This is a genomic window from Streptomyces alanosinicus (assembly GCF_014650595.1).
GTDB classification, from domain to species: Bacteria; Actinomycetota; Actinomycetes; order Streptomycetales; family Streptomycetaceae; genus Streptomyces; species Streptomyces alanosinicus.
In genome coordinates this window covers 121,731-144,952 of sequence record NZ_BMVG01000012.1, presented here as the reverse complement: position 1 = coordinate 144,952, position 23,222 = coordinate 121,731, and the positions used below count along the sequence as shown (strand labels likewise).

Here is a 23,222-nt window from a genome sequence, read left to right as displayed (position 1 = left end):
CCCGTCCGCGTGCGCCTCGCGCCCGCCCACCCCTCCAGGAGCCCGGCCGTGATCCCGCCGCCCGTCCCCGCCTTGATCGCCCGTTTGTCAGTGCCGGGCCGTAGGGTGGTCGGGCTATGACGAAGCCCTCACTCCCCGAACTCCTGCATGCCGCCGTCGCCGCTGTCGGCGGCACAGAGCGCCCCGGCCAGGTGACCATGGCCGAAGCGGTCGCCGAGGCGATCGACGACGGATCCCATCTGCTGGTCCAGGCCGGCACCGGCACCGGAAAGTCGCTCGGCTACCTGGTGCCGGCGCTCGCGCACGGGGAACGGGTGGTCGTGGCGACGGCCACCCTCGCGCTGCAGCGCCAGCTCGTGGAGCGCGATCTGCCCCGCACGGTCGACGCCCTGCACCCGCTGCTGCGCCGCCGCCCGGGTTTCGCGATGCTCAAGGGCCGCTCGAACTACCTCTGTCTGCACCGGCTGCACGAGGGCATGCCGCAGGACGAGGAGGACGGGCTCTTCGACCAGTTCGAGGCCGCCGCGCCGACGAGCAAGCTGGGGCAGGACCTCCTGCGGCTGCGCGACTGGTCGGACGGGACCGAGACCGGCGACCGGGACGATCTCACTCCCGGCGTGTCGGACCGGGCCTGGGCGCAGGTGTCGGTGTCGTCACGGGAGTGCGTGGGCGCGTCGAAGTGCGCGTACGGCGCCGAGTGCTTCGCGGAGATGGCCCGCGAACGTGCCAAGCTCGCCGAGGTCGTGGTCACGAACCACGCGCTGCTCGCCATCGACGCCATCGAGGGCGCGCCGGTGCTGCCGCAGCACGAGGTGCTGATCGTGGACGAGGCCCATGAACTCGTCTCCCGGGTCACCGGTGTCGCGACCGGGGAACTCACGCCCGGTCAGGTCAACCGCGCGGTGCGGCGCGCCGCCAAGCTCGTGAACGAGAAGGCCGCGGATCAGCTCCAGACCGCCGCCGAGGGCTTCGAGCGGCTGATGGAGCTGGCCCTGCCGGGCCGCCTGGAGGAGATCCCGGAAGACCTCGGCTACGCCCTGATGGCCCTGCGGGACGCCGCCCGTACGGTCATCTCCGCGATCGGCGCGACGCGCGACAAGTCGGTGCAGGACGAGGACGCGGTCCGCAAGCAGGCGCTGGCCTCCGTGGAGGCGGTGCACGACGTGGCGGAGCGGGTCGTGAACGGCTCGGAGTGGGACGTCGTCTGGTACGAGCGGCACGACCGCTTCGGCGCCTCCCTGCGCGTCGCCCCGATGTCGGTCTCGGGTCTGCTCAGGGAGAAGCTCTTCGCGGACCGCTCGGTCGTCCTCACCTCGGCGACCCTCAAGCTGGGCGGCGACTTCAACGGCGTCGGCGCCTCCCTGGGGCTCGGCGCCGAGGGCACGGAGGGCGAGGACCTGCCGCAGTGGAAGGGCGTCGACGTCGGCTCCCCCTTCGACTATCCCAAGCAGGGCATCCTCTACATCGCCAAGCATCTCTCGCGCCCCGCGCGGGACGGCGAGCGCTCCGACATGCTCGACGAGCTGACCGAGCTGATCCAGGCGGCGGGAGGCCGCACCCTCGGTCTGTTCTCGTCCATGCGGGCCGCGCAGCTCGCGGCGGAGGAACTGCGCTCGCGGATCCCCGAGTTCCCGATCCTGCTCCAGGGCGAGGAGACCCTCGGCGAACTGATCAAGAACTTCGCGGCCGATCCGAAGACCTGTCTGTTCGGCACCCTGTCCCTGTGGCAGGGCGTCGACGTGCCCGGCCCGAGCTGCCAGCTGGTCGTCATGGACAAGATCCCGTTCCCGCGTCCGGACGATCCGTTGATGAGCGCCCGGCAGAAGGCGGTGGAGGACGCCGGCGGCAATGGCTTCATGGCGGTCGCCGCCACGCACGCGGCGCTGCTCATGGCCCAGGGCGCGGGCCGGCTCGTCCGTGCGACGGGGGACCGGGGCGTGGTTGCCGTACTGGATCAGCGACTGGCCACCGCACGCTACGGCGGCTATCTGAAGGCGTCACTGCCGGAGTTCTGGTCCACCACGGACCGTAACCAGGTCCGTAAGTCCCTGGCCGCGATCGACGCGGCGGCCAGGGAGTCGGAAGCAGAGCGGGCCGGGGCCGAGTGATCGCGGGGTAGCCTGACCGGCGGTCAGGCTACCCCGCGATGGGAAAGCGCCGGAAATCACCCTCCTGGACGCGGACGCGGCCGGGCGCCTTGAGAGGGACGCGGCCGGGCGCCGGATCCGGATACAGCAGGACCCCGGAACCGGCGCAGGGGTTCCGGGGCCCGGTCAGGGAGCGAGCAGCCGCGCGGCGCGCCCGCTGCAGGCGTCACACGCGTCGCAGCACCGCGACGACCTTGCCCAGAATGGTCGCGTCGTCGCCGGGGATCGGTTCGTAGGCCGCGTTGTGCGGGAGGAGCCAGACGTGGCCGTCCTCGCGCTTGAAGCGCTTGACGGTGGCTTCGCCGTCGAGCATGGCCGCCACGATGTCGCCGTTCTCGGCGACGGGCTGACGGCGCACGGTCACCCAGTCGCCGTCGCAGATCGCGGCCTCGATCATGGAGTCGCCGACGACCTTGAGGACGAACAGCTCACCGTCGCCGACGAGCTGACGGGGGAGGGGGAAGACGTCCTCGACGGACTCTTCCGCGAGGATGGGGCCACCGGCGGCGATCCGGCCGACCAGCGGGACGTACGACGCGGCGGGCTTGCCGGCGGTGTCCGTGGGCTGCACGGTCACGGCCTGGTCCGAGCCGCGCACCTCGTACGCACGCGGGCGGTGCGGGTCGCGGCGCAGGAAGCCCTTGCGCTCCAGTGCCATCAGTTGATGCGCCACCGAGGAGGTGCTCGACAGCCCGACGGCCTGGCCGATCTCGCGCATCGACGGCGGATAGCCGCGTCGCTGCACGGAGTCCCGGATGACCTCGATCACCCGGCGCTGCCGGTCGGTGAGTCCCGAGCTGTCCGCCCGGATTCCTGGAGGTCGGCCCGGCAGGGAGCGCTTTTGTCCCTCGGGATTCGTGGCTTCGTTCATCACGTGTACCGGCTCGACTCGGCCCTGGGAGCGGTCCTGGGCGGTGATGGTGGCACTGTCTGCGGTGGTGGTCACGTCGGCCCCTCTCGATGGTCTCCCTGCTGGACAACGGTAGTTGCTTTCGAAAGGTTGCGCCAAACACACGTTCGAGTGAAAAAGTGCGATTCACCTGACGCGATCATGTGTCTGGGTGTATTGCTAACGCCCCACCTGGCGGACAAAAGCGCCCATTGTTGTACCCTTCACCGCCGGGGTCGCCGACCTCGTGAGTCGTCACCCCAGTCTGCCATCCGGAATCCGCTGGTCCGGGCTCCGGGCGCCTTCTGTGCCGGAGTCCCACGTGTCCTCCGTGCGGCGCCCACGGTATCTCCGTAAGCGCCACAGAGGTACGGCTCTGTGCCCGCGTGTCCCCGCAAGGGTCGCCCATGTGCCGGGTGTTCGCCGCCGTTCCGTTGCGACACGCGTGACTGCCTGGGTGTATGGGCCAATCCCTACATCTAGTGGTTGGATGGCTACAGCAGCCCAGAAGTTGTGGTCCCCCGGGTCTGATGAGGCTCCGCGATCGCCTATGCTTAGGGCTGCTTCGCGGGGCCCGTGGGTCCGGTGAGGTTGTTGAGTCTGCTGTAGAGGAGGGTTGGAGATCATGCACTGCCCCTTCTGCAGGCACCCCGACAGCCGCGTGGTCGACAGTCGTACGACCGACGACGGCACGTCGATCCGCAGACGCCGCCAGTGCCCCGACTGCTCCCGTCGTTTCACGACCGTGGAGACCTGCTCGCTCATGGTGATCAAGCGGTCCGGGGTCACCGAGCCTTTCAGCCGTACCAAGGTCATCAACGGTGTGCGCAAGGCATGCCAGGGGCGGCCTGTCACCGAGGACGCCCTCGCCCAGCTCGGCCAGCGGGTCGAGGAGGCGCTGCGGGCCACCGGAAGCGCCGAGCTGTCCACCCATGACGTGGGGCTGGCCATACTCGGCCCGTTGCAGGAGCTCGACCTCGTCGCCTATCTGCGATTCGCCTCCGTCTACCGGGCGTTCGACTCGCTCGAGGACTTCGAGGCCGCCATCGCGGAGCTGAGGGAGGCGACGCGGGGCCCTGTCGCGGACGAGGAAGACGCGGGAGCGGGGAGCCGGGAAGACGAACGCGGGCCCGGCGGGACCACCGAGGTCCCTGTGCCCGCCCACGCCGCCGACTGACCGGTGGGCCGGAAACCGGTAGGAGGACCGGGTTCCGGCCGGAAGGCGGCGACCAAGACCTGTTGCGGGCGGCAGCTGAGGGTGTCCGCAACACAAGACAGAACACCGTGCCACGGGAACAAACGGGGCACTTCAGGGCGTTTTTGCCCGTAGAGGGAGGCGGCATGACAGAGACGGCGAGCGGTCCGGCACGAGGTTCCCGAGCCAAGGGCACCAAGGCCACCAAGGGACTGCGTATCGAGCGCATCCACACCACCCCCGGCGTGCACCCGTACGACGAGGTGGAATGGGTGAGCCGTGACGTCGTCATGACCAACTGGCGCGACGGCTCGGTCAACTTCGAGCAGCGTGGCGTCGAGTTCCCCGACTTCTGGTCGGTGAACGCGGTCAACATCGTCACCAGCAAGTACTTCCGCGGTGCCGTCGGCACCCCGCAGCGCGAGACCAGCCTCAAGCAGCTGATCGACCGCATCGTGAAGACGTACCGGAAGGCCGGTGAGGACCACAAGTACTTCTCCTCGCCCGCCGACGCCGAGATCTTCGAGCACGAGCTGGCGTACGCCCTCCTGCACCAGATCTTCAGCTTCAACAGCCCTGTGTGGTTCAACGTGGGCACCGCGCAGCCCCAGCAGGTCTCCGCCTGCTTCATCCTGTCCGTCGACGACTCCATGGAGTCGATCCTCGACTGGTACAAGGAAGAGGGCATGATCTTCAAGGGCGGCTCCGGCGCCGGCCTGAACCTCTCCCGCATCCGCTCCTCCAAGGAGCTTCTCTCCTCCGGCGGCAACGCCTCCGGCCCGGTCTCCTTCATGCGCGGCGCCGACGCCTCCGCCGGCACCATCAAGTCCGGCGGCGCCACCCGCCGCGCCGCCAAGATGGTCGTGCTCGACGTCGATCACCCCGACATCGAGGACTTCATCGAGACCAAGGTCAAGGAGGAGGAGAAGATCCGCGTCCTGCGCGACGCGGGCTTCGACATGGACCTGGGCGGCGACGACATCACCTCCGTCCAGTACCAGAACGCCAACAACTCGGTCCGTGTGAACGACGAGTTCATGAAGGCGGTCGAGGACGGCGGCAACTTCGGCCTGCGCGCCCGGATGACCGGTGAGGTCCTTGAGGAGGTCGACGCCAAGTCGCTCTTCCGCAAGATCGCCGAGGCGGCCTGGGCCTGCGCCGACCCGGGCATCCAGTACGACGACATGATCAACAACTGGCACACCTGCCCCGAGTCCGGCCGGATCACCGCGTCGAACCCGTGCAGCGAGTACATGCACCTGGACAACACGTCCTGCAACCTGGCCTCGCTGAACCTGATGAAGTTCCTGAAGGACGACAGCAAGGGCAACCAGTCCTTCGAGACCGAGCGCTTCCAGAAGGTCGTCGAGCTGGTCATCACCGCGATGGACATCTCGATCTGCTTCGCGGACTTCCCGACGCAGAAGATCGGCGAGAACACGCGCGCGTTCCGCCAGCTCGGCATCGGCTACGCCAACCTCGGCGCCCTGCTGATGGCCACCGGCCACGCCTACGACTCCGACGGCGGCCGCGCCCTCGCCGGCGCCATCACCTCCCTGATGACGGGTACGGCCTACCGCCGCTCCGCCGAGCTGGCCTCGGTCGTCGGCACGTACGACGGCTACGCCCGCAACGCCGACGCCCACCAGCGCGTCATGAAGCAGCACGCCGACGCCAACGGCGTGGCCGTCCGCATGGACGACCTGGACACCCCGGTGTGGGCCGCCGCCACGGAGGCCTGGCAGGACGTGGTGCGTCTCGGCGAGAAGAACGGTTTCCGCAACTCCCAGGCGTCCGTTCTCGCCCCGACCGGCACCATCGGCCTCGCGATGTCCTGCGACACCACCGGTGTCGAGCCCGACCTGGCGCTCGTGAAGTTCAAGAAGCTGGTCGGCGGCGGCTCGATGCAGATCGTCAACGGCACCGTCCCGCAGGCCCTGCGCCGCCTGGGCTACCAGGAGGAGCAGATCGAGGCGATCGTCGCCCACATCGCCGAGCACGGCAATGTGATCGACGCCCCGAGCCTCAAGCACGAGCACTACGAGGTCTTCGACTGCGCCATGGGCGAGCGCGCCATCTCCCCGATGGGCCACGTCCGCATGATGGCCGCGATCCAGCCGTGGATCTCCGGCGCCATCTCCAAGACGGTCAACATGCCGGAGACGGCGACCGTCGAGGAGGTCGAGGAGATCTACTTCGAGGCCTGGAAGCTCGGCGTCAAGGCGCTCGCGATCTACCGCGACAACTGCAAGGTCGGCCAGCCCCTTTCCGCCAAGAAGAAGGACGACAAGGCGGCCGAGAAGGCCGAGATCGCGGAGAAGGCCGAGGACACGATCCGTACCGCGGTCGAGAAGGTCGTCGAGTACCGCCCGGTCCGCAAGCGTCTGCCCAAGGGCCGCCCGGGGATCACCACGTCCTTCACCGTCGGCGGCGCCGAGGGCTACATGACTGCCAACTCCTACCCGGACGACGGTCTCGGCGAGGTCTTCCTGAAGATGTCCAAGCAGGGCTCGACCCTCGCGGGCATGATGGACGCCTTCTCCATCGCGGTCTCCGTCGGCCTCCAGTACGGCGTGCCGCTGGAGACGTACGTCTCCAAGTTCACCAACATGCGCTTCGAGCCGGCCGGTATGACGGACGACCCGGACGTGCGGATGGCGCAGTCGATCGTCGACTACATCTTCCGCCGCCTGGCGCTGGACTTCCTGCCCTTCGAGACCCGCTCCGCGCTCGGCATCCACTCCGCCGAGGAGCGCCAGCGGCACCTGGAGACCGGTTCCTACGAGCAGGCCATCGATGACGTCGACGTCGAGGGCCTGGCCCAGTCGGCCCCGCGTGCCCAGGAGCTGAAGGCGGTCGCCGCGCCGAAGGCCGAGTCCGAGGCGGTCAAGTCGGCCCCGAAGCAGGCCCACACCAGTGCCGAGCTGGTGGAGATGCAGCTGGGCATCCAGGCCGACGCCCCGCTGTGCTTCTCCTGCGGTACAAAGATGCAGCGGGCCGGTTCCTGCTACATCTGCGAGGGCTGCGGCTCCACCAGCGGCTGCAGCTGATGACCCGACATCACTGAAGTGAGGTAAGGGGCGCCGACTTTGGTCGGCGCCCCTTACCTTTGCCGGGTCCTGCCCGGTTGCCTCTGCCGGGTCCTGCCCGGGACGCCGCTACCGAGCCCTGCCCATGACCCGGGTGAAGGTCGCCGGGTCCTCCTCGAAGCCGTGCACCCCGGGACGGAACAGCCACTCCCCGGCGGCGTCCCGCGCGAACTCGGCGATCGTGGCCGCCGTCGCCCCGGGCACCGAGCCGAAGTCGTCCTCGGCGAGCACGGTGTAGCGCTCCCGGACGCGCATGGCCGGATTCAGCACCTGGGAGAACGTCTTGTGTCCGGTCCGCTGTTGGATGACGACACCGACCAGCACGCGCGCGTACCGGGCGTCGAGCCGGCCCAGTTCCAGGGACATAACCTCGTCCCAGCCGAAACCCCTGCCGTCCGTGCTGTCGCGGTTGAGGAAGATCGTGCCGTCCGGTGACCGGCTGTCGAAGTGCACCACGTAGGCCGGCTCGCCGTACGCGTCATCCGAGACGAACGTAGCGGCGACGATGTCGAGATCGGTCGGCGGCTGGCCCGCCGGGCTGGGGTCCCACTTCAGCGCGACCTCGACCTTGTCCATTCCTTTGCTGAAGCCGGTCAACGGGCTTCCCCTTCCCCCTGGTGGTTGCCTCGCCCTCAACTCCCATGGAGCCGGGATATCTTGTCCATCGTGCCACGCGTGCGGGGGCGTACGCGCGGGTGATCTCCGCCGGAGCGTGACCGACGCCACGCCAGGTGGCCTTACGATGGCGCGGTGCTGGTCAAGTGGATTCGCTGCGCCGTGGTGGACCGCCGCGGCTTCGAGCGCGGGCAGCGGAAATGGGCGGGGCTTCTGGGGGAGCCGGGGTTTCGGGGACAGGGCGGTGGCTGGAGCCGGCAGCGGCCGGGAGTGGCGCACATCTTCGCCTTCTGGGAGAGCCGCGCCTTCTACGACTCCTTCATGGCCCGCTCGCACGACCGCCTGGCGTCCGCCCAGGCCGGCACGTTCAAGGACGCGCAGGTCAAGCTGTTCGAGTACCGCTTCGATGTGAAGACGGGCTTCGAACCGCGGTTCACCGACGCCGATCTGATCCGCGTGGCCCTGTGCCGGATCCACGAGGAGCGCGTCGAGCACTTCACCCTCATGCAGGAGAAGGTGTGGAACCCCGCGATGGCCGGTTCGCCCGGCATGATCCGCGGCATGTTCGGGGAGGCGCCCGAGCAGGAGTTCCTGGTCCTGTCGATGTGGCGGTCGGCGGCCGAGCACGGCAAATACCGCACCGAGCGGGTGGAACGACTCGCACTGCGCGCCCAGACCGAGGCCGACGTCGCGGCGCTCTCCGGCGACATCGTGGACATGGAGCCGTCCTGGACGGTCTGAGACCGCACCACCCCCTTCGTGAGTTTGAATTGGGTGAGTTTGAATATCGAACTCGCTGCTTGGAGGGTCGAACCCGCTCCCTGAAGGTGCGCACACGGCGCCCGGGAGGGGCTCGCGACGCGGGATTTCGTGTGACCTACGCCGTATGGGGCCCGTACGAGTCCTCGACTCCGCCTCGTTCGATCTAGGGTTTTGGCATGGCACGACCACGGCGCATCGTCCTTGTCCGGCACGGCGAGTCCACGGGCAACGTCGACGACTCCGTGTACGAGCGCGAGCCCGACCACGCACTCGCGCTCACCGAGCGCGGCTGGGGGCAGGCCGAGGAGACCGGCAAGGAACTGCGGGAGCTCTTCGGGCGCGAGCGGGTGAGCGTGTACGTCTCCCCGTACCGCCGGACCCACGAGACGCTCCGCGCGTTCCATCTCGACCCGGATCTCATACGTGTCCGGGAGGAGCCCCGCCTGCGTGAACAGGACTGGGGCAACTGGCAGGACCGCGACGACGTGCGCCTGCAGAAGGCTTATCGCGACGCGTACGGCCACTTCTTCTTCCGGTTCCCGCAGGGCGAGTCCGGAGCCGATGTCTACGACCGGGTCGGCGGCTTCCTGGAGAGCCTGTTCCGCAGCTTCGAGGACCCGGACCATCCGCCGAACGTCCTCCTGGTGACACACGGACTGGCGATGCGGCTGTTCTGTATGCGCTGGTTCCACTGGACGGTCGCGGAATTCGAGTCGCTGTCGAACCCCGGGAACGCCGAGATGCGGATGCTCGTACTCGGCGAGGACGGCAGGTACTCCCTGGACCGGCCCTTCGAGCGCTGGCGGGAACCGCTGTCGTACTGGGTGAACGGATAGAGTGGCAGAGCGATGACCGCTGACTCCTCTTCCTCCGGGCGCCTGGAGCGCGCCCTGGCGAGCCTGCGCGGACTGGCCGTGGGGGACGCCCTGGGCTCCCAGTTCTTCGTACCGGCGAACCACCCCCTGCTGAAGCGACGCGAGCTGCCCGCGGGGCCGTGGCAGTGGACGGACGACACCGAGATGGCGTGCTCCGTGGTCGCCGTCCTCGCCGCCCGGCGTCGCATCGACCAGGACGCCCTGGCCCGCTCCTTCGCCGAGCACCACGACTTCGACCGGGGCTACGGCCCCGCGGTCAACCGCCTGCTGAGACTCGTCCGGGAGGGCGAGGACTGGCGTGAGCTGGCCGCCGGACTGTTCAACGGACGGGGATCCTGGGGCAACGGAGCGGCGATGCGGATCGCCCCCCTGGGCGCCTGGTACGCCGACGACCCCCAGCAGGCGACTCACCAGGCGGAGATCTCGGCCTACCCCACCCATCAGCACCGTGAGGCGGTCGTCGGCGCCATGGCCGTGGCCGCCGCGGCGGCGCTGGCCGGCTCCCCGGACGGCCCGCCCGGCCCGGAGGCGCTCCTCGACGGGGTCATCGCCCTGGTGCCCAAGAGCGCGGTCGGCCAGGGACTTCGACGGGCCCGCGACATGCTCGACTACGCCGACGCGGGCACCGTCGCGGCAGTGCTGGGATGCGGTCGGCGTACGACCGCCCACGACACCGTTCCCTTCGCCCTCTGGTCCGCCGCACGCAGCCTCGGTGACTACGAGACGGCCTTCTGGACGACGGCCGGCGTCGGCGGCGACATGGACACGACCTGCGCGATCGTGGGCGGCGTGCTCGCCTCCGCCAAGGCGGGAGCCCCGCCCGCCGCGTGGACGGAACGCACCGAGGCACTGCCGGAGTGGGCGCCCACGGGGCTCTGACATAGCCCGGGGGCGAGGGCCGCGGGCGAGGATCGAGGGCGGGGTCGGAGTCTGGGCGCCTGCCCTCCGGCTGTTCGGGCCTCTTCGACCCTGAAACTCTCCGTGCCCGCTGGGAACTCTCCGTGACCACCGCCCGTTCTTCCCGTAACCGCCGCAGGTCGTGGCCTTCGGTGGCGGGATCGACGGAGAGTCGTGGAGCAGCGGTCGGAGGGCCGGAGGGGGGTGTGGCGATGGCAGGCGCGGTGCCGGTTCTGGTGATGGTGCGCGCTCTGGTGCTCATGGGGGTGCTGGGGGTGCTGGTGGCGCTGGTGGTGCGGATGTGGGTGCGGCCGGCCGGGCCGTCGCGTGCGCTGCCCGTCCCCGGGTGGTGGTCCGGCCGGCCGCGGCTCTGCGCGGCGCGGGTGGATTCAGCCGATGCCCGGCCCCGCCGCGCCGGACAGCGAGTCGAGATCGCTCTTGCGGACCCGGATCACCAGCAAGGCGGTGAGGAACGCGGCCCCGGCCATCGCCGCCGCCGGCACAAAAGCGGTGGAGATGCCGTGGGCGAGCACCTCGTGCCCCCAGGGCGCGGGCAGCTGATGCGTCTTGGCGAACTGCGCCTTCTGCTCCGGCGAGCTGCCGGTGAGGAACTTCGGCAGCTGTTTCTTCGCCTCGTCCTTGGCGGCCGAGCCGAACACGGTCGTCAGGATGGACAGCCCGAGCGAACCGCCCACCTGCTGCATGGCGTTGAGGAGCCCGGAGGCCGCGCCCGCCTCGTGCGAGGCGACGCCGGACACCGCCGTGACGGTGGCTGTCACGAAGTTCAGGCCCATGCCGAAGCCGAACACCAGCATCGGCCCGAGCACCCCGCCGAGGTAGGAGCTGTCCGGCCGGATGAAGGTCTGCCAGATCAGCCCGATCGCCACGAGCCCGGTGCCGGCCATCATGAACGGCCTCGGGCCGAGCGCCGGAAGGAAGCGCTGCGACAGGCCCGCGCCGACCGCGATCGCCACCGTCACGGGGAGGAAGGCCAGGCCGGCCTCGATGGCGCTGTAGCCGAGTACGTCCTGGACGAACAGCACGATGTAGAAGAACATGCCGAACATCGCCGCGGCGAGGCTCAGCATGATCACGTACGTGCCCCAGCGGTTGCGGTCCGCGAACATTCTGAGCGGGGTGATCGGCTCCTTCGCCCGCGTCTCGGTGAGCACGAAGGCGATCAGCAGCATCAGCGCCGCGCCGAACGAACCGAGGGTGAGGCCGTCCCGCCAGCCGTTCTCCGAGGCACGGATGAATCCGTAGACCAGCGAGGCCATGCCGGCCGTCGAGGTGAGCGCCCCCGCGATGTCGAAGCGTCCCGGATGCCGCTCGGACTCGCTGATGTACAGCGGCGCGAGCGACGCGATCAGCACACCGATGGGCACATTGACGAACAGCACCCATCGCCAGTCGAGCCAGTCGGTGAGCATGCCGCCCGCCAGCAGGCCGATGGCGCCACCGCCCGCGGACACGGCGGCGAACACGCCGAAGGCCCGGTTGCGTTCCGGGCCTTCGGGGAACGTCGTGGTGATCAGTGCCAGCGCCGTGGGCGAGGCTATCGCGCCCCCCACGCCCTGCAGGGCCCGTGCGGCCAGCAGCTGCCAGGGCTCCTGGGCGAGCCCGCCCAGCAGCGAGGCGAAGGTGAACAGCAGGATGCCGGCCATGAACACGCGGCGACGGCCGAGGATGTCACCGGCCCGCGCGCCGAGCAGCAGCAGCCCGCCGAAGGTGAGCGTGTAGGCGCTGACCACCCAAGTCAGGTCCGTGGTACTGAATTTGAGAGCGTCTTGAATGTGCGGGAGTGCGATGTTCACAATCGTCGCGTCGAGTACCACCATGAGTTGGCAGGCCGCGATGACGGCGAGTGCGATGCCGGGATGTCCCTCCCGGCGGGGCATGCCCGGTTTCGGTTTCTGAAGCAGCTGAGAGGTCGTCACTATGGGTCCCCCACAAAGGCGTTAGTGAACGCTTGCGTTCACTGTCGCGCCCACGGTAGTGAGTTTCCGACAGTGAACGCAAGCGTTCACTTAATTCTGTGCCCTGCTCATCCTGTGCCCGCCTCGCGTCCCCCCTTTTGCTGCGATGCGGCGCACCCGCCCCGGAATCCCCGTTCCCTTGCTTGTTGGAGAGATGTCGATGGCTACTTCGCGCTGGACGGCCGCTCCCGCCCCGACGACTTCCCCTCGTCGGCGTGGCGCGGTGCTGGAGCGCGCGATCCTGAATGCCGCGCTGGAACAGCTCGGCGAGGTCGGCTGGAAGGGGCTGACCATGGAAGGAGTCGCGGCCGGCGCCCAGACCGGCAAGGCCGCGGTGTATCGCCGCTGGCCGTCCAAGGAGGACCTCGTCGCGGACGCACTGGTGACCGGACTGCCCCCCATGGAGGCGGCTCCCGATCTCGGCAGCGTGCGCGAGGACCTCCTCGCCCTGTGTCGGCAGGCGCGGCGGATCATGTACTCGCCGCCCGGTGTGGCGCTGCGCTCTGTGATTCACGAGTGCGACCAGACTCAGGCCGAGCGCTTTCAGGAGGTGATCGTCGGAGGCGTGGTGGAGCCCACCGTCAGGCTCCTCGGTGAGGTCATCTCCCGTGGAATAGAGCGGGGAGAGGTGCGACCGGACGCCGCCAACAGCTATGTCTTCGACGCTGTCCCAGCCATGATGATGTACCGCTCGAAGATGTGCGCCAGCGAATGGAGCGACCAGGATCTCGAGGAGATGATCGACCGGCTGATGCTCCCGCTGCTACGGCCGTATGGGCAGTGAACCCCGCGGCCTTACGGGCGGTGAACCCTCGCGTCGGTGCTCTGCGCGGCGACCCGTGCGGCGGTCGGACGACCGGGGTGTCGGGTGGCGATCCCGGCGGCGTAGGCTGAGGGCGCCATGCCGTACGAACCACCTACTCACACCGTCGAGCGCTCCCTGCGCGCCACGACCGGAGCGAAGATCATTGCCGGTGTCGACGAGGTGGGGCGCGGCGCTTGGGCCGGACCTGTCACCGTCTGCGCCGCGGTCACCGGACTTCGCCGTCCGCCCGAGGGGCTGACCGACTCCAAGTTGCTGACGATCAAGCGGCGCACGGAACTGGCCGAGGTCCTGCGCGCATGGGTGACGGCCTATGCGCTGGGGCATGCTTCCCCCGAGGAGATCGACGCCCTGGGGATGACGGCGGCGCTGCGGCTCGCCGCGGTCCGCGCACTGGACGGCCTGCCGGTCCGCCCCGACGCTGTGATCCTCGACGGGAAGCACGACTACCTCGGCGTTCCCTGGAAGGTCCGCACGGTGATCAAGGGCGATCGATCGTGTGTGGCCGTGGCAGCCGCGTCGGTGATAGCCAAGGTTCAGCGCGACAAAATGATGGCCGAACTGGGTGTCGACCATGCAGACTTCGGGTTTGCGGACAACGCCGGGTATCCGTCGCCCGTGCACAAGGCCGCACTGGAGGAGTGGGGGCCCACCCCGCACCACCGCTTGACGTGGGCGTATCTTGATGCGTTGCCTCAGTGGCGGCACCTCAAGAAGGTCCGCAGCTGGGCGGACGGAAGCGTTCCGGCAATCGAGGGCCAGCTCGGCTTCGATTTCTGACGGTTCCGCTCGCACTGATGTGCCACCCGGTCGCCCGCACCGCACCAACGTTTGATAAATATCAGCTCATGCCTCTCATTCCCGAGGAGCCTCAGATTCACGAGAGTGCCCAGGGTCCCCGCGTCACTCCGGCCAGTGGCCGTACCGCGCCGACCCCCCGCCCCGTACCCGGCCCCCGTCCCGCGGCGTCCCGCCCCGGTCGTCCCGGCCCTCAGCGGCCGGCGCCGCCGGTGCAGCGCACACCGCGTGACGTGGTTCCGGCCAAGCCGGCCCCCTCGGGCCCGGCCGCTCCCGCCGCCACGGCGGTCACCCCGCAGATCCAGCTGATCCCGGCTTCGGCCGATGGCGCGCTCGACGCCGCCGACGAGGCAGTGGACCTGCTGCTGGACTCGGGGCGCGCCCCGGGCGACGTGCTCGTGATCACCACTGGTGCCCAGCACCCGTGGGCGGAGCACGAGCTGTCCTTCGGTGAAGCCTCCTATTGGGCGCAGCACGACTCCGGTGACGACGTCTTCTACACCGACGCCGCCATCGCCTCCCGTGCCGCGTCCCGCCCCGTGGTCGTCGTGGCCGTCAACGGAGGCCCGGCCTCCGCTGCCGCCTCGGCCCTTCCGCTGGCCCACGCCCGGGCCGGTGCCCTGCTGATCGTCTGCGGTGATCCGCAGCAGATCAACGGGGTGCTGGGCGCCGGCGTCTGAGCGGCGTCCGGCACCTCGGGGCACCGGGGTGACGAGTGTGCCGCTCCGGCGGTATGCGCACGGCGCGCCCTTTGGCGTGCCCGGACGGGCGGCGGACGTTCCGCTTACGGGGCGGCCTGAGTACGGCGGGTGAGGACGCTGGGGGCGAGACCGAGTACGGCACCCCTGGGTGCCGCGGCGGTCTGCGCGTCGGTCCGTACGTCGGCGCGGCACTGCTCTTGCGCTGCACGGCTGTCTCGTCTTGCGCTGCACAGCTGGCTCGCCCTCTCGCGGCCCGGCATCGGCATCTGTCTTCCCCGCCATGGGAAGAGGGGCGGGCCCAAGGCGGGCCTTTGTGTCGACCGGGGCCGTCGTCCCGGCAGCGGCCGGAGGTCTGAGACCGCCGCGTCCTTCAGCGAGCCGCCGCGCGGCGCAGCACCTCGGAGACCGGGCCGCCGGTGCGGGGTGTGAGCGGCGGGGCCTCGGTCATGGCGAAGGGTTCCGGAGGGGAGTCGGCGCTGGGCCGGCGTCCGCTGCGTCCCTCGCCCAGCACGTGCCAGCCGTCGTGGGTGAGGGTGATGTACGCCCCGCACCGCAGCCCGTGCAGCGTGCAGGCGTCACGCAGGCCCCACATCCACGCGCCGTCCTCCTCCGTCCAACGCGCGTCGCCCTCGCGGCAGTAGACGAGGATGGCCGTGCGCACCGGGGTCCGGCGCCGCAGGTCGTGCGGAATGACCCGGCGCAGCTGCGCGAGCAACGCGTTACGGAACATCCAGCCGTCGGCTGGGGCCGGACGGCGCGAGAACGACGCGCTGGCGCACAGCCGCTCGTCCGGATCGAGCACGGCCACGATCGCCGTGGAGATTCCCGGCAGATGGCGGGCATGCAGTCCGCTGACGACCTCGCGGGGATTGCGCAGCAGAGGGATTCCGGCGGAGGCCCACTCGGCCGGCTCGAGCAAGCGGCTGGCTGAAGCGGCGGACGCGGAGGTCGACAACGAGCCCGCCGAGGACGAGGCGAATCCGAAGGTCACGTTCCTCCCTTCGGCTACGCGCCCAGACTGCGGGCGAGGTCGGATTCGAGGGACCGCGCACCGCGACAGAGCCCAACCGGATCACGGACGCGCCGTGCGGGGAGCGGACCTCAATTCTTCCTGCCGAACTTGGATGCGGCAACGAGCAATTGGGGCCACCGACTGTTATCTGGGGGTGCGTGGCTAATATCCCTACCCAAAGGTTAGCCCGGCGACGCCTGACGTGTCGGTTCGTGCCCCGTACGGCTGGCGAGGCGGGGCGCGACCGGCTCCGGACGGCCGCCACCAGTGGTGACACCGCCCGCGCGGCATCGAAGCCCGCAGCCGCCGCATGCTGCGCCGCACGGCATCCGCGGCGGCTCCTCGCTGTACGCCATCGAGCCGAACGGCGGCCGCCCGCGCGATCGGCGCGGCCGACTCCGGGTCCGGAGAGCGTCAGCGGTGGACGCATGCCGGTCGCCTCGGCCGATGTCCGACACACGACCCGCGGCCCGCCCCTACGAGCCCTCTACTACGGCCGGAATGCTTCCCTCCGCGCGAGTGCCGCGCCTGGCGGGGTCTCGGTCGGCGCGGAGGTCCGGCAGGCCCGGCAGGCCCGGGTGTCCTCGGTGTCCTTGTCCTCGGTGTCCTGGGTGTACCTGGGTGTCCGGGGGGCCGGGCCATGGAACCGGGTGGCGTCGTCGCGCGGGCTCCGGAACTCGAAGAGCAAGCGGAGGCCAACCCGGATCAGCGGCCTGACCTGCGAAGACACACCGCCCTACATTGAGCGCTCGTCGGTCTCACACCCAGTGAATTGGCCGACCGTCCCCGGAATCGGGTTGCATAGGGGGCATGGACTCCCTGGAGCTGCGCGCTGAAGCCGATGCCGTCCTTGCCGAGCTCGTCGGTGTTCCGGAGGGCTCGGCCCGGTTGCGGGAGGATCAGTGGCGGGCGGTGGCGGCCCTGGTGCAGGACCGCCGGCGCGCGCTGGTGGTGCAGCGCACGGGCTGGGGCAAGTCGGCGGTGTACTTCGTCGCCACGGCTCTGCTGCGGCGGCGCGGCGCGGGTCCGACGGTGATCGTCTCGCCGCTGCTGGCGCTGATGCGCAACCAGGTCGAGTCGGCGGCACGGGCCGGTATCCGGGCGCGGACGATCAACTCGGCCAATCCGGAAGAGTGGGACGCGATCCACCAGGAGGTCGAGGACGGCGGGACCGACGTGCTTCTCGTCAGCCCGGAGCGCCTCAATTCGGTCGACTTCCGGGAGCGCATGCTGCCCCGGCTCGCGGCCACGACGGGTCTGCTGGTGGTGGACGAGGCGCACTGCATCTCCGACTGGGGTCACGACTTCCGCCCCGACTACCGCAGGCTGCGCGCGATGCTGGCCGCGCTCGCCCCCGGCGTGCCGGTGCTGGCCACGACCGCGACCGCCAACGCGCGGGTCACCGCGGATGTGGCCGAACAGCTGGGGACCGGCGCCGGCGAGGCCCTGGTGCTGCGCGGCCCGCTGGATCGGGAGAGCCTGCGGCTGGGCGTGGTCCAACTGCCGGACGCCGCACACCGCCTGGCCTGGCTCGCCGAGCACCTCGACGAGCTGCCGGGCTCCGGGATCGTCTACACGCTGACCGTGGCGGCCGCCGAGGAGGCCACCGCCTACCTCCGGCAGCGCGGCTTCGAGGTGGCGTCCTACACGGGCCGTACGGAGAACGCCGACCGGCTGCAGGCCGAGGCCGACCTCCTGGAGAACCGGGTCAAGGCGCTGGTCGCGACATCGGCCCTGGGCATGGGCTTCGACAAGCCGGACCTGGGCTTCGTCGTCCATCTCGGCTCGCCGTCCTCGCCGATCGCCTACTACCAGCAGGTGGGCCGCGCGGGGCGCGGGGTCGAGCACGCCGACGTACTGATGCTGCCGGGCGCGGAGGACGAGGCGATCTGGCGCTACTTCGCAGATACCGCCTTCCCGCCCGAGGAGCAGGTCCGCCAGACCCTCTCGGCCCTCGCCGGCGCGGCACGGCCGCTGTCCGCGCCGGCCCTGGAGGCCGCGGTGGACCTGCGGCGCACCCGGCTCGAGACGATGCTGAAGGTCCTCGACGTGGACGGGGCCGTCAAGCGAGTGAAGGGCGGCTGGGAGAGTACCGGGCAGGCCTGGGTGTACGACACGGAGCGGTACGCCCGGGTGGCGCGGCAGCGGGCGGCCGAGCAGCAGGCCATGCGCGAGTACGTGCGCACGTCCGGGTGCCGCATGGAGTTCCTGCGCCGACAGTTGGACGACGAGGGGGCGGCCCCGTGCGGTCGGTGCGACAACTGCGCCGGCGCGTGGATCGACTCCGCCGTCTCGGCCGATGCGCTGACGGGGGCCACGAAGGAACTGGACCGCCCGGGCGTGGAGGTCGAGCCGCGCCGGATGTGGCCGACGGGGATGCCCGCTCTGGGCATCGACCTCAAGGGCCGTATCCCGGCCGGTGAGCAGTGCTCCACCGGGCGCGCTCTGGGCCGGCTCTCGGACATCGGCTGGGGCAACCGACTGCGCCCGCTGTTGGCGGAGCACGCCCCCGACGGCCCGGTCCCCGACGATGTGCTGCAGGCCGCGGTGGCCGTCCTCGCCGACTGGGCGCGCTGTGCTGGCGGCTGGGCGCCGAACGTCCCGGACGCCTCGGCCCGGCCGGTCGGAGTCGTTTCCGTGCCGTCGCTGACCCGCCCGCGCCTGGTCGATTCCCTCGCCCGGGGAATCGCGACCGTCGGCCGCCTCCCCTACCTCGGCGCGCTGACGTACACCGGGCCGAACGGTGCGCACGCGGCCCGCCGCAGCAACTCCGCCCAACGCCTGAGGGCGCTGTCGGGCACCTTCACCGTCCCGGAGGACCTGGTGGGTGCCCTGGCCGGCTCGCCCGGTCCCGTCCTGCTCGTGGACGACTACACCGATTCCGGCTGGACGCTCGCGGTCGCGGCCCGCCTGCTCCGCCGGTCCGGCAGCGGGCAGGTGCTTCCCCTGGTCCTCGCCGCAGCGGGCTGAGCCCCACGGGCCTCCGCCGACACGGACGTCTCCGGCGCCGAGGCCCGTGCCTCCCCGGTCCCGCCGGACCGGCTCGTCCCCATGCCGGGCAAGCCCATGCCGGGCAAGCCCATGCCGGGCAAGACAACTCGTGCGTTCCATGCGTCCGATGCAACCGGACGGGACCGACAAACGGGCGTGCTTCCTGTCGTGCCTGTGGACAACCAGGAACGGGCTTGTCGTGTCCCTGATTCGACTTGTCCACAGGCTCAAGCGGAGGGACGCGGTCCGCGAGATCGTCGGCGCATGACGAATCACAGCGAAACCACCGGACCGATCGAGAACGGCGACATCCCGGCACCGGAGCGGCGCCCCGGATCGCCCACGCACGACACCCAGATCACGCTGCGCACCCCCGCCGAACTGGCCGACGCCCTGCCCTACCTCCTCGGCTACCGCCCGGAGGACAGCATGGTGCTGGTGGCCCTGCACGACCGCGAGAGCAGCGGCAGGTTCGGCGGCCGGGCCCGGCTCGGCATCCCCGCGCACGAGGAGGACTGGGAGGCGGCCGCACATCAGCTGGCCCACGGCCTGGTGACCGGCAGCCGACGGCGCGGCGCCAAGCCCGAGCAGATGGTGGCGTACGTCTGCCAGGAACCCTCGCCGGGCGAGTCCGGCCGCGACGTCAAACGTCGGCTTGCGCGCCTGGCCCATCTGCTGCGCACCCAGTGCGGCGACCTCGATGTGCCGGTCATCGAGGCACTGTGCATCTCCGACGGCCGCTTCTGGTCGTACTGCTGCCCGACGGAGGGCTGCTGTCCCGATGACGGCACTCCGATGGGCCTGCCCGGCACGTCCGTGCTGGCCGCCGCGGCCACCTACGCGGGCATCCAAGTGCGCGGCACACTCAGGGAGTTGCGCGCCAGGATGCAGCCCTGGGAGACGACCGCGGCCCTGAAGCAGGAGACCGCCCTGGACACGGCCGGTATGACCCTGGTGGCCCGCATGCTCGACGCGGCGTCCCGCACGGAAGTGGCACAGGAGACCCTGGCCCTCGCCGAGCGGATCATCCGCCGCTTCGCCGCCGCGGTGCCGGTGACGGGCACGCATCCGGCGGACCTGCGCGACGACGGCCTGCTCGCCCACGACGAGGCGGCAGCGCTGATCCTCGGACTCCAGGACCGCACGACCCGCGACCGGGCGGCCGCCTGGATGGAGGGCGACGAGGCCGGCCCGGCCCTCCGGCTCTGGCGCGCCCTGGCCCGCCGCTGTGTCGGCCCCTACGGCGAACACGCGGCGGCTCCGCTGACCCTGGTCGGCTGGGTCGCGTGGTCGACGGGTGACGAACTGGAGGCCCGTGAGGCGCTGGCCATGGCCCTGGGCGCGGATCCCGACTACCTCTTCGCCCGGCTGCTGCACCAGGCCTGCAACGACGGCCTCGACCCGGAAGCGATCCGCCGCTGTCTGCGGGCGAACCGCGCGGACTGTGTGGACCGCACGCAGCGTTCGGGGCGTGCGGACCGAAGGGACCGCGTGGGAGGTTCGGGCTGCGCGCCGGGGGAGACCGGCGCTCAGCGGCACGCGGAGGAGACGACGGCCGGAGCCGACCGGTCGGCAACAGCAGATGCGCCGGCGCCGGGAGCGGCTGATCGGACAGACTCCCAGGGCGCCGAAGCGCGCCGGGGAACGGGCACTCGCCGACGGCGGCGAACGCGGCCGGCGAGTGGCGGCGGTGCGCCTCGCGCGGCTCGGACCACGGCCGACCGGCTCAGGCCGGCCGGCTCCCGCCCCGGCTCGTCGACAGCCGCCCTCTCGCGCTCCGGCAACCGCGGTCCGGGCGGCATGCCCACGCGCGCGGCTGAGATGCACGACACCACGACCGGTGCGGCTCAGCCCGGGCGCGACGACCACGAGCCAGAGGCGGACAGGTGAACACCGCCCCGGGCAGTCCGAGCGCCGGCCGCCGACATCTCGGTCCGCCGCGCGTCCGCTGGTGGCACCGGCGCGCCGACGGCCCGGGCGGCTACGGCGCAGACTCGTCCCGTCGCCGTTCGACGGGCTTCCCCGAGGCGGGCCGTGACCCCGACGAGTCCCGCTCCGTTCACCTGAGTGGCGGAACGCCTGGCCGGGTCCTGCCGCCGTACGACCCTTGTCCGCCCGGGCGCCCCACCGGTCGCCCGGCACGTCCGAGGCGCATCCAGCGCGGAGGAAGCCACCCCATGCAACAGCAGCCGACCGCGTCCTCAGCCGCCGACGGCGAACGTCCGCCCTGGGACAGACGCGAGTGGTACCCGCCGGACGGTGTCGTCACCACCACACGGAAGACCATCGCCGCTCCGCAGTCGTCCAAGGCCCTGGGCCTGAACCCGGCGGCAGGCCGCGGCAGGCCCTCGGCGCTGACACCGGGCCGCGGCCGCCGGCCCACCGCTGCCCCGCCGGCACGCGCGCCGGAGGGCAGCCGTCCGGCGCCCGAGCTGCCGCCCACACACGCCGCCCTCGTCTGTGTCGCCCTGCCAGGCCTTGCGATCTCCGGTGAGGGACAGTTGACCGGCCGAGGTCTGGACGGCTTCTACCGCGGGGGCAGGCGCCTGCTCTCGCGGTGCCAGGTCCGCGTGGGCGGCCGTGAACCGCTGGCCGTGCAGGCCAGGATGACCGGTGCCGACAGCGCCCGTTTCGTGGGGACCCTGCGTCTGTCCCCGTCGGCGGGACCCGATCCGGACGTCGTGGTCGAGCGGACCCGGCGTGCCGACGGAACCGAGCGGATCACCCTGCGCAACGCCGCCCTGCGACCGCTGAGGCTGCCCGTGGAGGTGGCCCTCGGCACGGACCTCGCCGAACTCGCCGCCATCGCCTCCGGCAAGGCAGGCCCCGAACTCGCCGCCACCGTGCACGACTCGGGCCTGCGCTGGGCCACGGCCGGTGCCGCCGCCTCCGTCATCGCCGACCCGCCACCCGCCGACGCGCTCGCGTCGGCCGGACTGCTCCGGTGGGAGGTGGAGCTGGCGCCGGGCGGCACGGCAGCCGTCGAACTCCGGGTGCGGCTCGATGGTGCGGGGCCGCTGCGCCCAGCGGGACATGCCACCGCCGGCCCGCTCGCCCCGGCCCGGGCGACGGGTGACGACCCCCGGGTGACCCCGCTGCTGGAGACGGCGGTCGCCGACCTGCAGGCTCTGCTCCTGCGTGACCCGGCCCACCCTGCCGACATCCACCTCGCCGCGGGTGCGCCCTGGCGCTGCGGACTGGCCCCCGCCGAGGCCCTCGCCGCCGCCCGGATGGCGCTGCCGCTCGGCACCCGGCTGGCCGCGGGCACCCTGCGCGCCCTGGCCCGCACCCAGCTCACGGACCGGAGCCCACGGTCCGGACTGATCCCCGGGCCACGACGCGACGCCGGCCCGCATCTCCCGCCCGGCTGCACGGGCACGGAGGCCACCCTGCTCTTCCCCGTCCTGCTCGCCGAGGCCCGCCGCTGGGGACTTCCCGAGCAGGAGGCGCGAGAGCTGCTGCCCGCGGCGGAACGCTGCCTGACCTGGCTGCGGACCACCGCCGGTGACGGCCCCTACCTCCCCGATCCCCAGCCCGGGGGCCCGGCCCGCTGTGACACACAGGCCCACGCCTGTCGGGCGGCCCTGCTCGGCGCCGATCTCCTCGACGCCTTCGACCGGCCCGGCGCCATCGAGCTACGCCAGTGGGCCCAGGCCTTGCAGACCGCCTTCCGAGCCGACTTCTGGGTCGAGGACCGCGGCGGCGGGCGCCCGGCCGCGGCCCTGGCACCGGACGGCCGACCCGTGCCGCACCTGGGCTCCACCGCCGTTCACCTCCTCGACACCGGCCTGCTCGGCTCCGGGCGGCTCGCCCCTGGCCTTCTCGATCCAATCCAGACCGAACAGCTCGCCAGGCTGCTCGGCACCCCCGCCATGGACGCGGGATGGGGACTGAGAGCGCTCGGCGCCAAGGAGGCGGGACACAACCCGTTCGGCCACCGGACCGGAGCCGTCCGGGTCCATGACACCGCTCTCGCCGTCGCCGGACTGGCCGCCGCCGGCTACGAGAAGGAGGCGAGCGGTCTGCTGAAGGGACTGCTGGACGCGGCCGAGCACTTCGGGCACCGGCTGCCCGACATGTTCGCCGGCGAACAGCGCTTCAGCGGGAGCGCTCCCCTCCCGCACCCCGCGGCCTGCCGGCCGGCGGCCACCGCGGCGGCCTCCGCGATCACGATGCTCACCGCGCTCGCGGGCATCCGCCCCGACACCCCCGCCGGTACGGTCACGCTGTGCCCCCTGCGCAGCGCGCCGATCGGCGAAATCGGTCTGACCGGGCTGCGCGTCGCCGGGGCCCCGTTCTCCGTGCGCGTCAGCCGGCTGGGCCTCGCCATGGTCGAGGAGGCGGCGGACGGCCTGCAACTGGGAGTCTGACCTCGTACGACGCACCGGACGAAGAACAGGAGCCGGTCCTGCTCCCCATATCCGAACGAAGTGGAGCCGCCACCGACGGGCC

General features: G+C 71.3%; 16 protein-coding genes. 12 read left to right on the top strand and 4 right to left on the bottom strand.

All coding sequences use genetic code 11. From position 1 onward, the window contains the following. Positions 1 to 116 precede the first annotated feature (116 nt). Positions 117 to 2,108, top strand: coding sequence for an ATP-dependent DNA helicase (locus IE277_RS24510; protein WP_189955842.1), 1,992 nt, complete (start codon positions 117 to 119; stop codon positions 2,106 to 2,108). A gap of 205 nt (positions 2,109 to 2,313) precedes the next feature. Here the strand turns inward: IE277_RS24510 and lexA are convergent, their stop codons facing one another. Then, entirely contained in the window at positions 2,314 to 3,093 is a 780-nt protein-coding gene (gene lexA, locus IE277_RS24505) for a transcriptional repressor LexA (RefSeq protein WP_189955841.1), read from the bottom strand. Between the two features lie 568 nt (positions 3,094 to 3,661). On the opposite strand from lexA, the gene nrdR reads away from it, so the two are divergent. Both nrdR and IE277_RS24495 read left to right on the top strand, forming a co-directional pair. Further along, the gene (gene nrdR / locus IE277_RS24500) at positions 3,662 to 4,213 is read left to right on the top strand and encodes a transcriptional regulator NrdR (RefSeq protein WP_189955840.1); all 552 of its coding nucleotides are present in this window, start codon (positions 3,662 to 3,664) and stop codon (positions 4,211 to 4,213) included. Positions 4,214 to 4,377: 164 nt separating this feature from the next. Beyond that, positions 4,378 to 7,281, top strand: coding sequence for a vitamin B12-dependent ribonucleotide reductase (locus tag IE277_RS24495; protein WP_189955839.1), 2,904 nt, complete (start codon positions 4,378 to 4,380; stop codon positions 7,279 to 7,281). Between the two features lie 108 nt (positions 7,282 to 7,389). On the opposite strand, the gene IE277_RS24490 is transcribed toward IE277_RS24495, so the two are convergent. Then, a complete protein-coding gene (locus IE277_RS24490) occupies positions 7,390 to 7,917 on the bottom strand; it encodes a TerD family protein (protein ID WP_189955838.1) in 528 nt (175 codons plus the stop codon). 153 nt (positions 7,918 to 8,070) lie between these two features. Here IE277_RS24490 and IE277_RS24485 point away from each other — a divergent pair, with 153 nt between their 5' ends. The 3 genes from IE277_RS24485 to IE277_RS24475 all read left to right on the top strand — a co-directional run bounded on the left by IE277_RS24485 (position 8,071) and on the right by IE277_RS24475 (position 10,451). Continuing rightward, positions 8,071 to 8,676, top strand: coding sequence for a YdbC family protein (locus IE277_RS24485; RefSeq protein ID WP_189955837.1), 606 nt, complete (start codon positions 8,071 to 8,073; stop codon positions 8,674 to 8,676). Between the two features lie 197 nt (positions 8,677 to 8,873). Beyond that, complete coding sequence (locus tag IE277_RS24480; protein WP_189955836.1) at positions 8,874 to 9,533, top strand: histidine phosphatase family protein; 660 nt, start codon at positions 8,874 to 8,876, stop codon at positions 9,531 to 9,533. A 12-nt stretch (positions 9,534 to 9,545) separates the two neighbouring features. Further along, positions 9,546 to 10,451 (top strand): ADP-ribosylglycohydrolase family protein, encoded by a 906-nt coding sequence (locus tag IE277_RS24475; RefSeq protein ID WP_189955835.1) that lies wholly within the window; start codon positions 9,546 to 9,548, stop codon positions 10,449 to 10,451. Positions 10,452 to 10,858: 407 nt separating this feature from the next. Here IE277_RS24475 and IE277_RS24470 read toward each other — a convergent pair whose 3' ends face one another. Continuing rightward, positions 10,859 to 12,367, bottom strand: a complete 1,509-nt coding sequence (locus IE277_RS24470; protein ID WP_229881940.1) for an MFS transporter — start codon at positions 12,365 to 12,367, stop codon at positions 10,859 to 10,861. Positions 12,368 to 12,605: 238 nt separating this feature from the next. Here IE277_RS24470 and IE277_RS24465 point away from each other — a divergent pair, with 238 nt between their 5' ends. The 3 genes from IE277_RS24465 (at position 12,606) to IE277_RS24455 (ending at position 14,746) form a co-directional block, all read left to right on the top strand. After that, on the top strand, positions 12,606 to 13,229 hold the full coding sequence (locus IE277_RS24465; protein ID WP_189955897.1) for a TetR/AcrR family transcriptional regulator: 624 nt from the start codon (positions 12,606 to 12,608) through the stop codon (positions 13,227 to 13,229). Between the two features lie 117 nt (positions 13,230 to 13,346). Continuing rightward, entirely contained in the window at positions 13,347 to 14,048 is a 702-nt protein-coding gene (gene rnhB / locus IE277_RS24460) for a ribonuclease HII (RefSeq protein ID WP_189955833.1), read from the top strand. 68 nt (positions 14,049 to 14,116) lie between these two features. Next, complete coding sequence (locus IE277_RS24455; RefSeq protein ID WP_189955832.1) at positions 14,117 to 14,746, top strand: hypothetical protein; 630 nt, start codon at positions 14,117 to 14,119, stop codon at positions 14,744 to 14,746. Between the two features lie 391 nt (positions 14,747 to 15,137). Here the strand turns inward: IE277_RS24455 and IE277_RS24450 are convergent, their stop codons facing one another. Beyond that, a complete protein-coding gene (locus IE277_RS24450; protein ID WP_189955831.1) occupies positions 15,138 to 15,758 on the bottom strand; it encodes a hypothetical protein in 621 nt (206 codons plus the stop codon). A gap of 831 nt (positions 15,759 to 16,589) precedes the next feature. On the opposite strand from IE277_RS24450, the gene IE277_RS24445 reads away from it, so the two are divergent. The 3 genes from IE277_RS24445 to IE277_RS24435 all read left to right on the top strand — a co-directional run bounded on the left by IE277_RS24445 (position 16,590) and on the right by IE277_RS24435 (position 23,140). After that, positions 16,590 to 18,749 carry a RecQ family ATP-dependent DNA helicase gene (locus tag IE277_RS24445; RefSeq protein WP_189955830.1) on the top strand — a complete coding sequence of 720 codons (2,160 nt, stop codon included), beginning with the start codon at positions 16,590 to 16,592 and terminating at the stop codon, positions 18,747 to 18,749. 285 nt (positions 18,750 to 19,034) lie between these two features. Further along, a complete protein-coding gene (locus tag IE277_RS24440) occupies positions 19,035 to 20,660 on the top strand; it encodes a DUF4192 domain-containing protein (RefSeq protein ID WP_189955829.1) in 1,626 nt (541 codons plus the stop codon). Positions 20,661 to 20,947: 287 nt separating this feature from the next. Continuing rightward, positions 20,948 to 23,140, top strand: a complete 2,193-nt coding sequence (locus IE277_RS24435; protein WP_229881939.1) for a glycogen debranching N-terminal domain-containing protein — start codon at positions 20,948 to 20,950, stop codon at positions 23,138 to 23,140. The last annotated feature ends 82 nt before the right edge of the window (positions 23,141 to 23,222 follow it).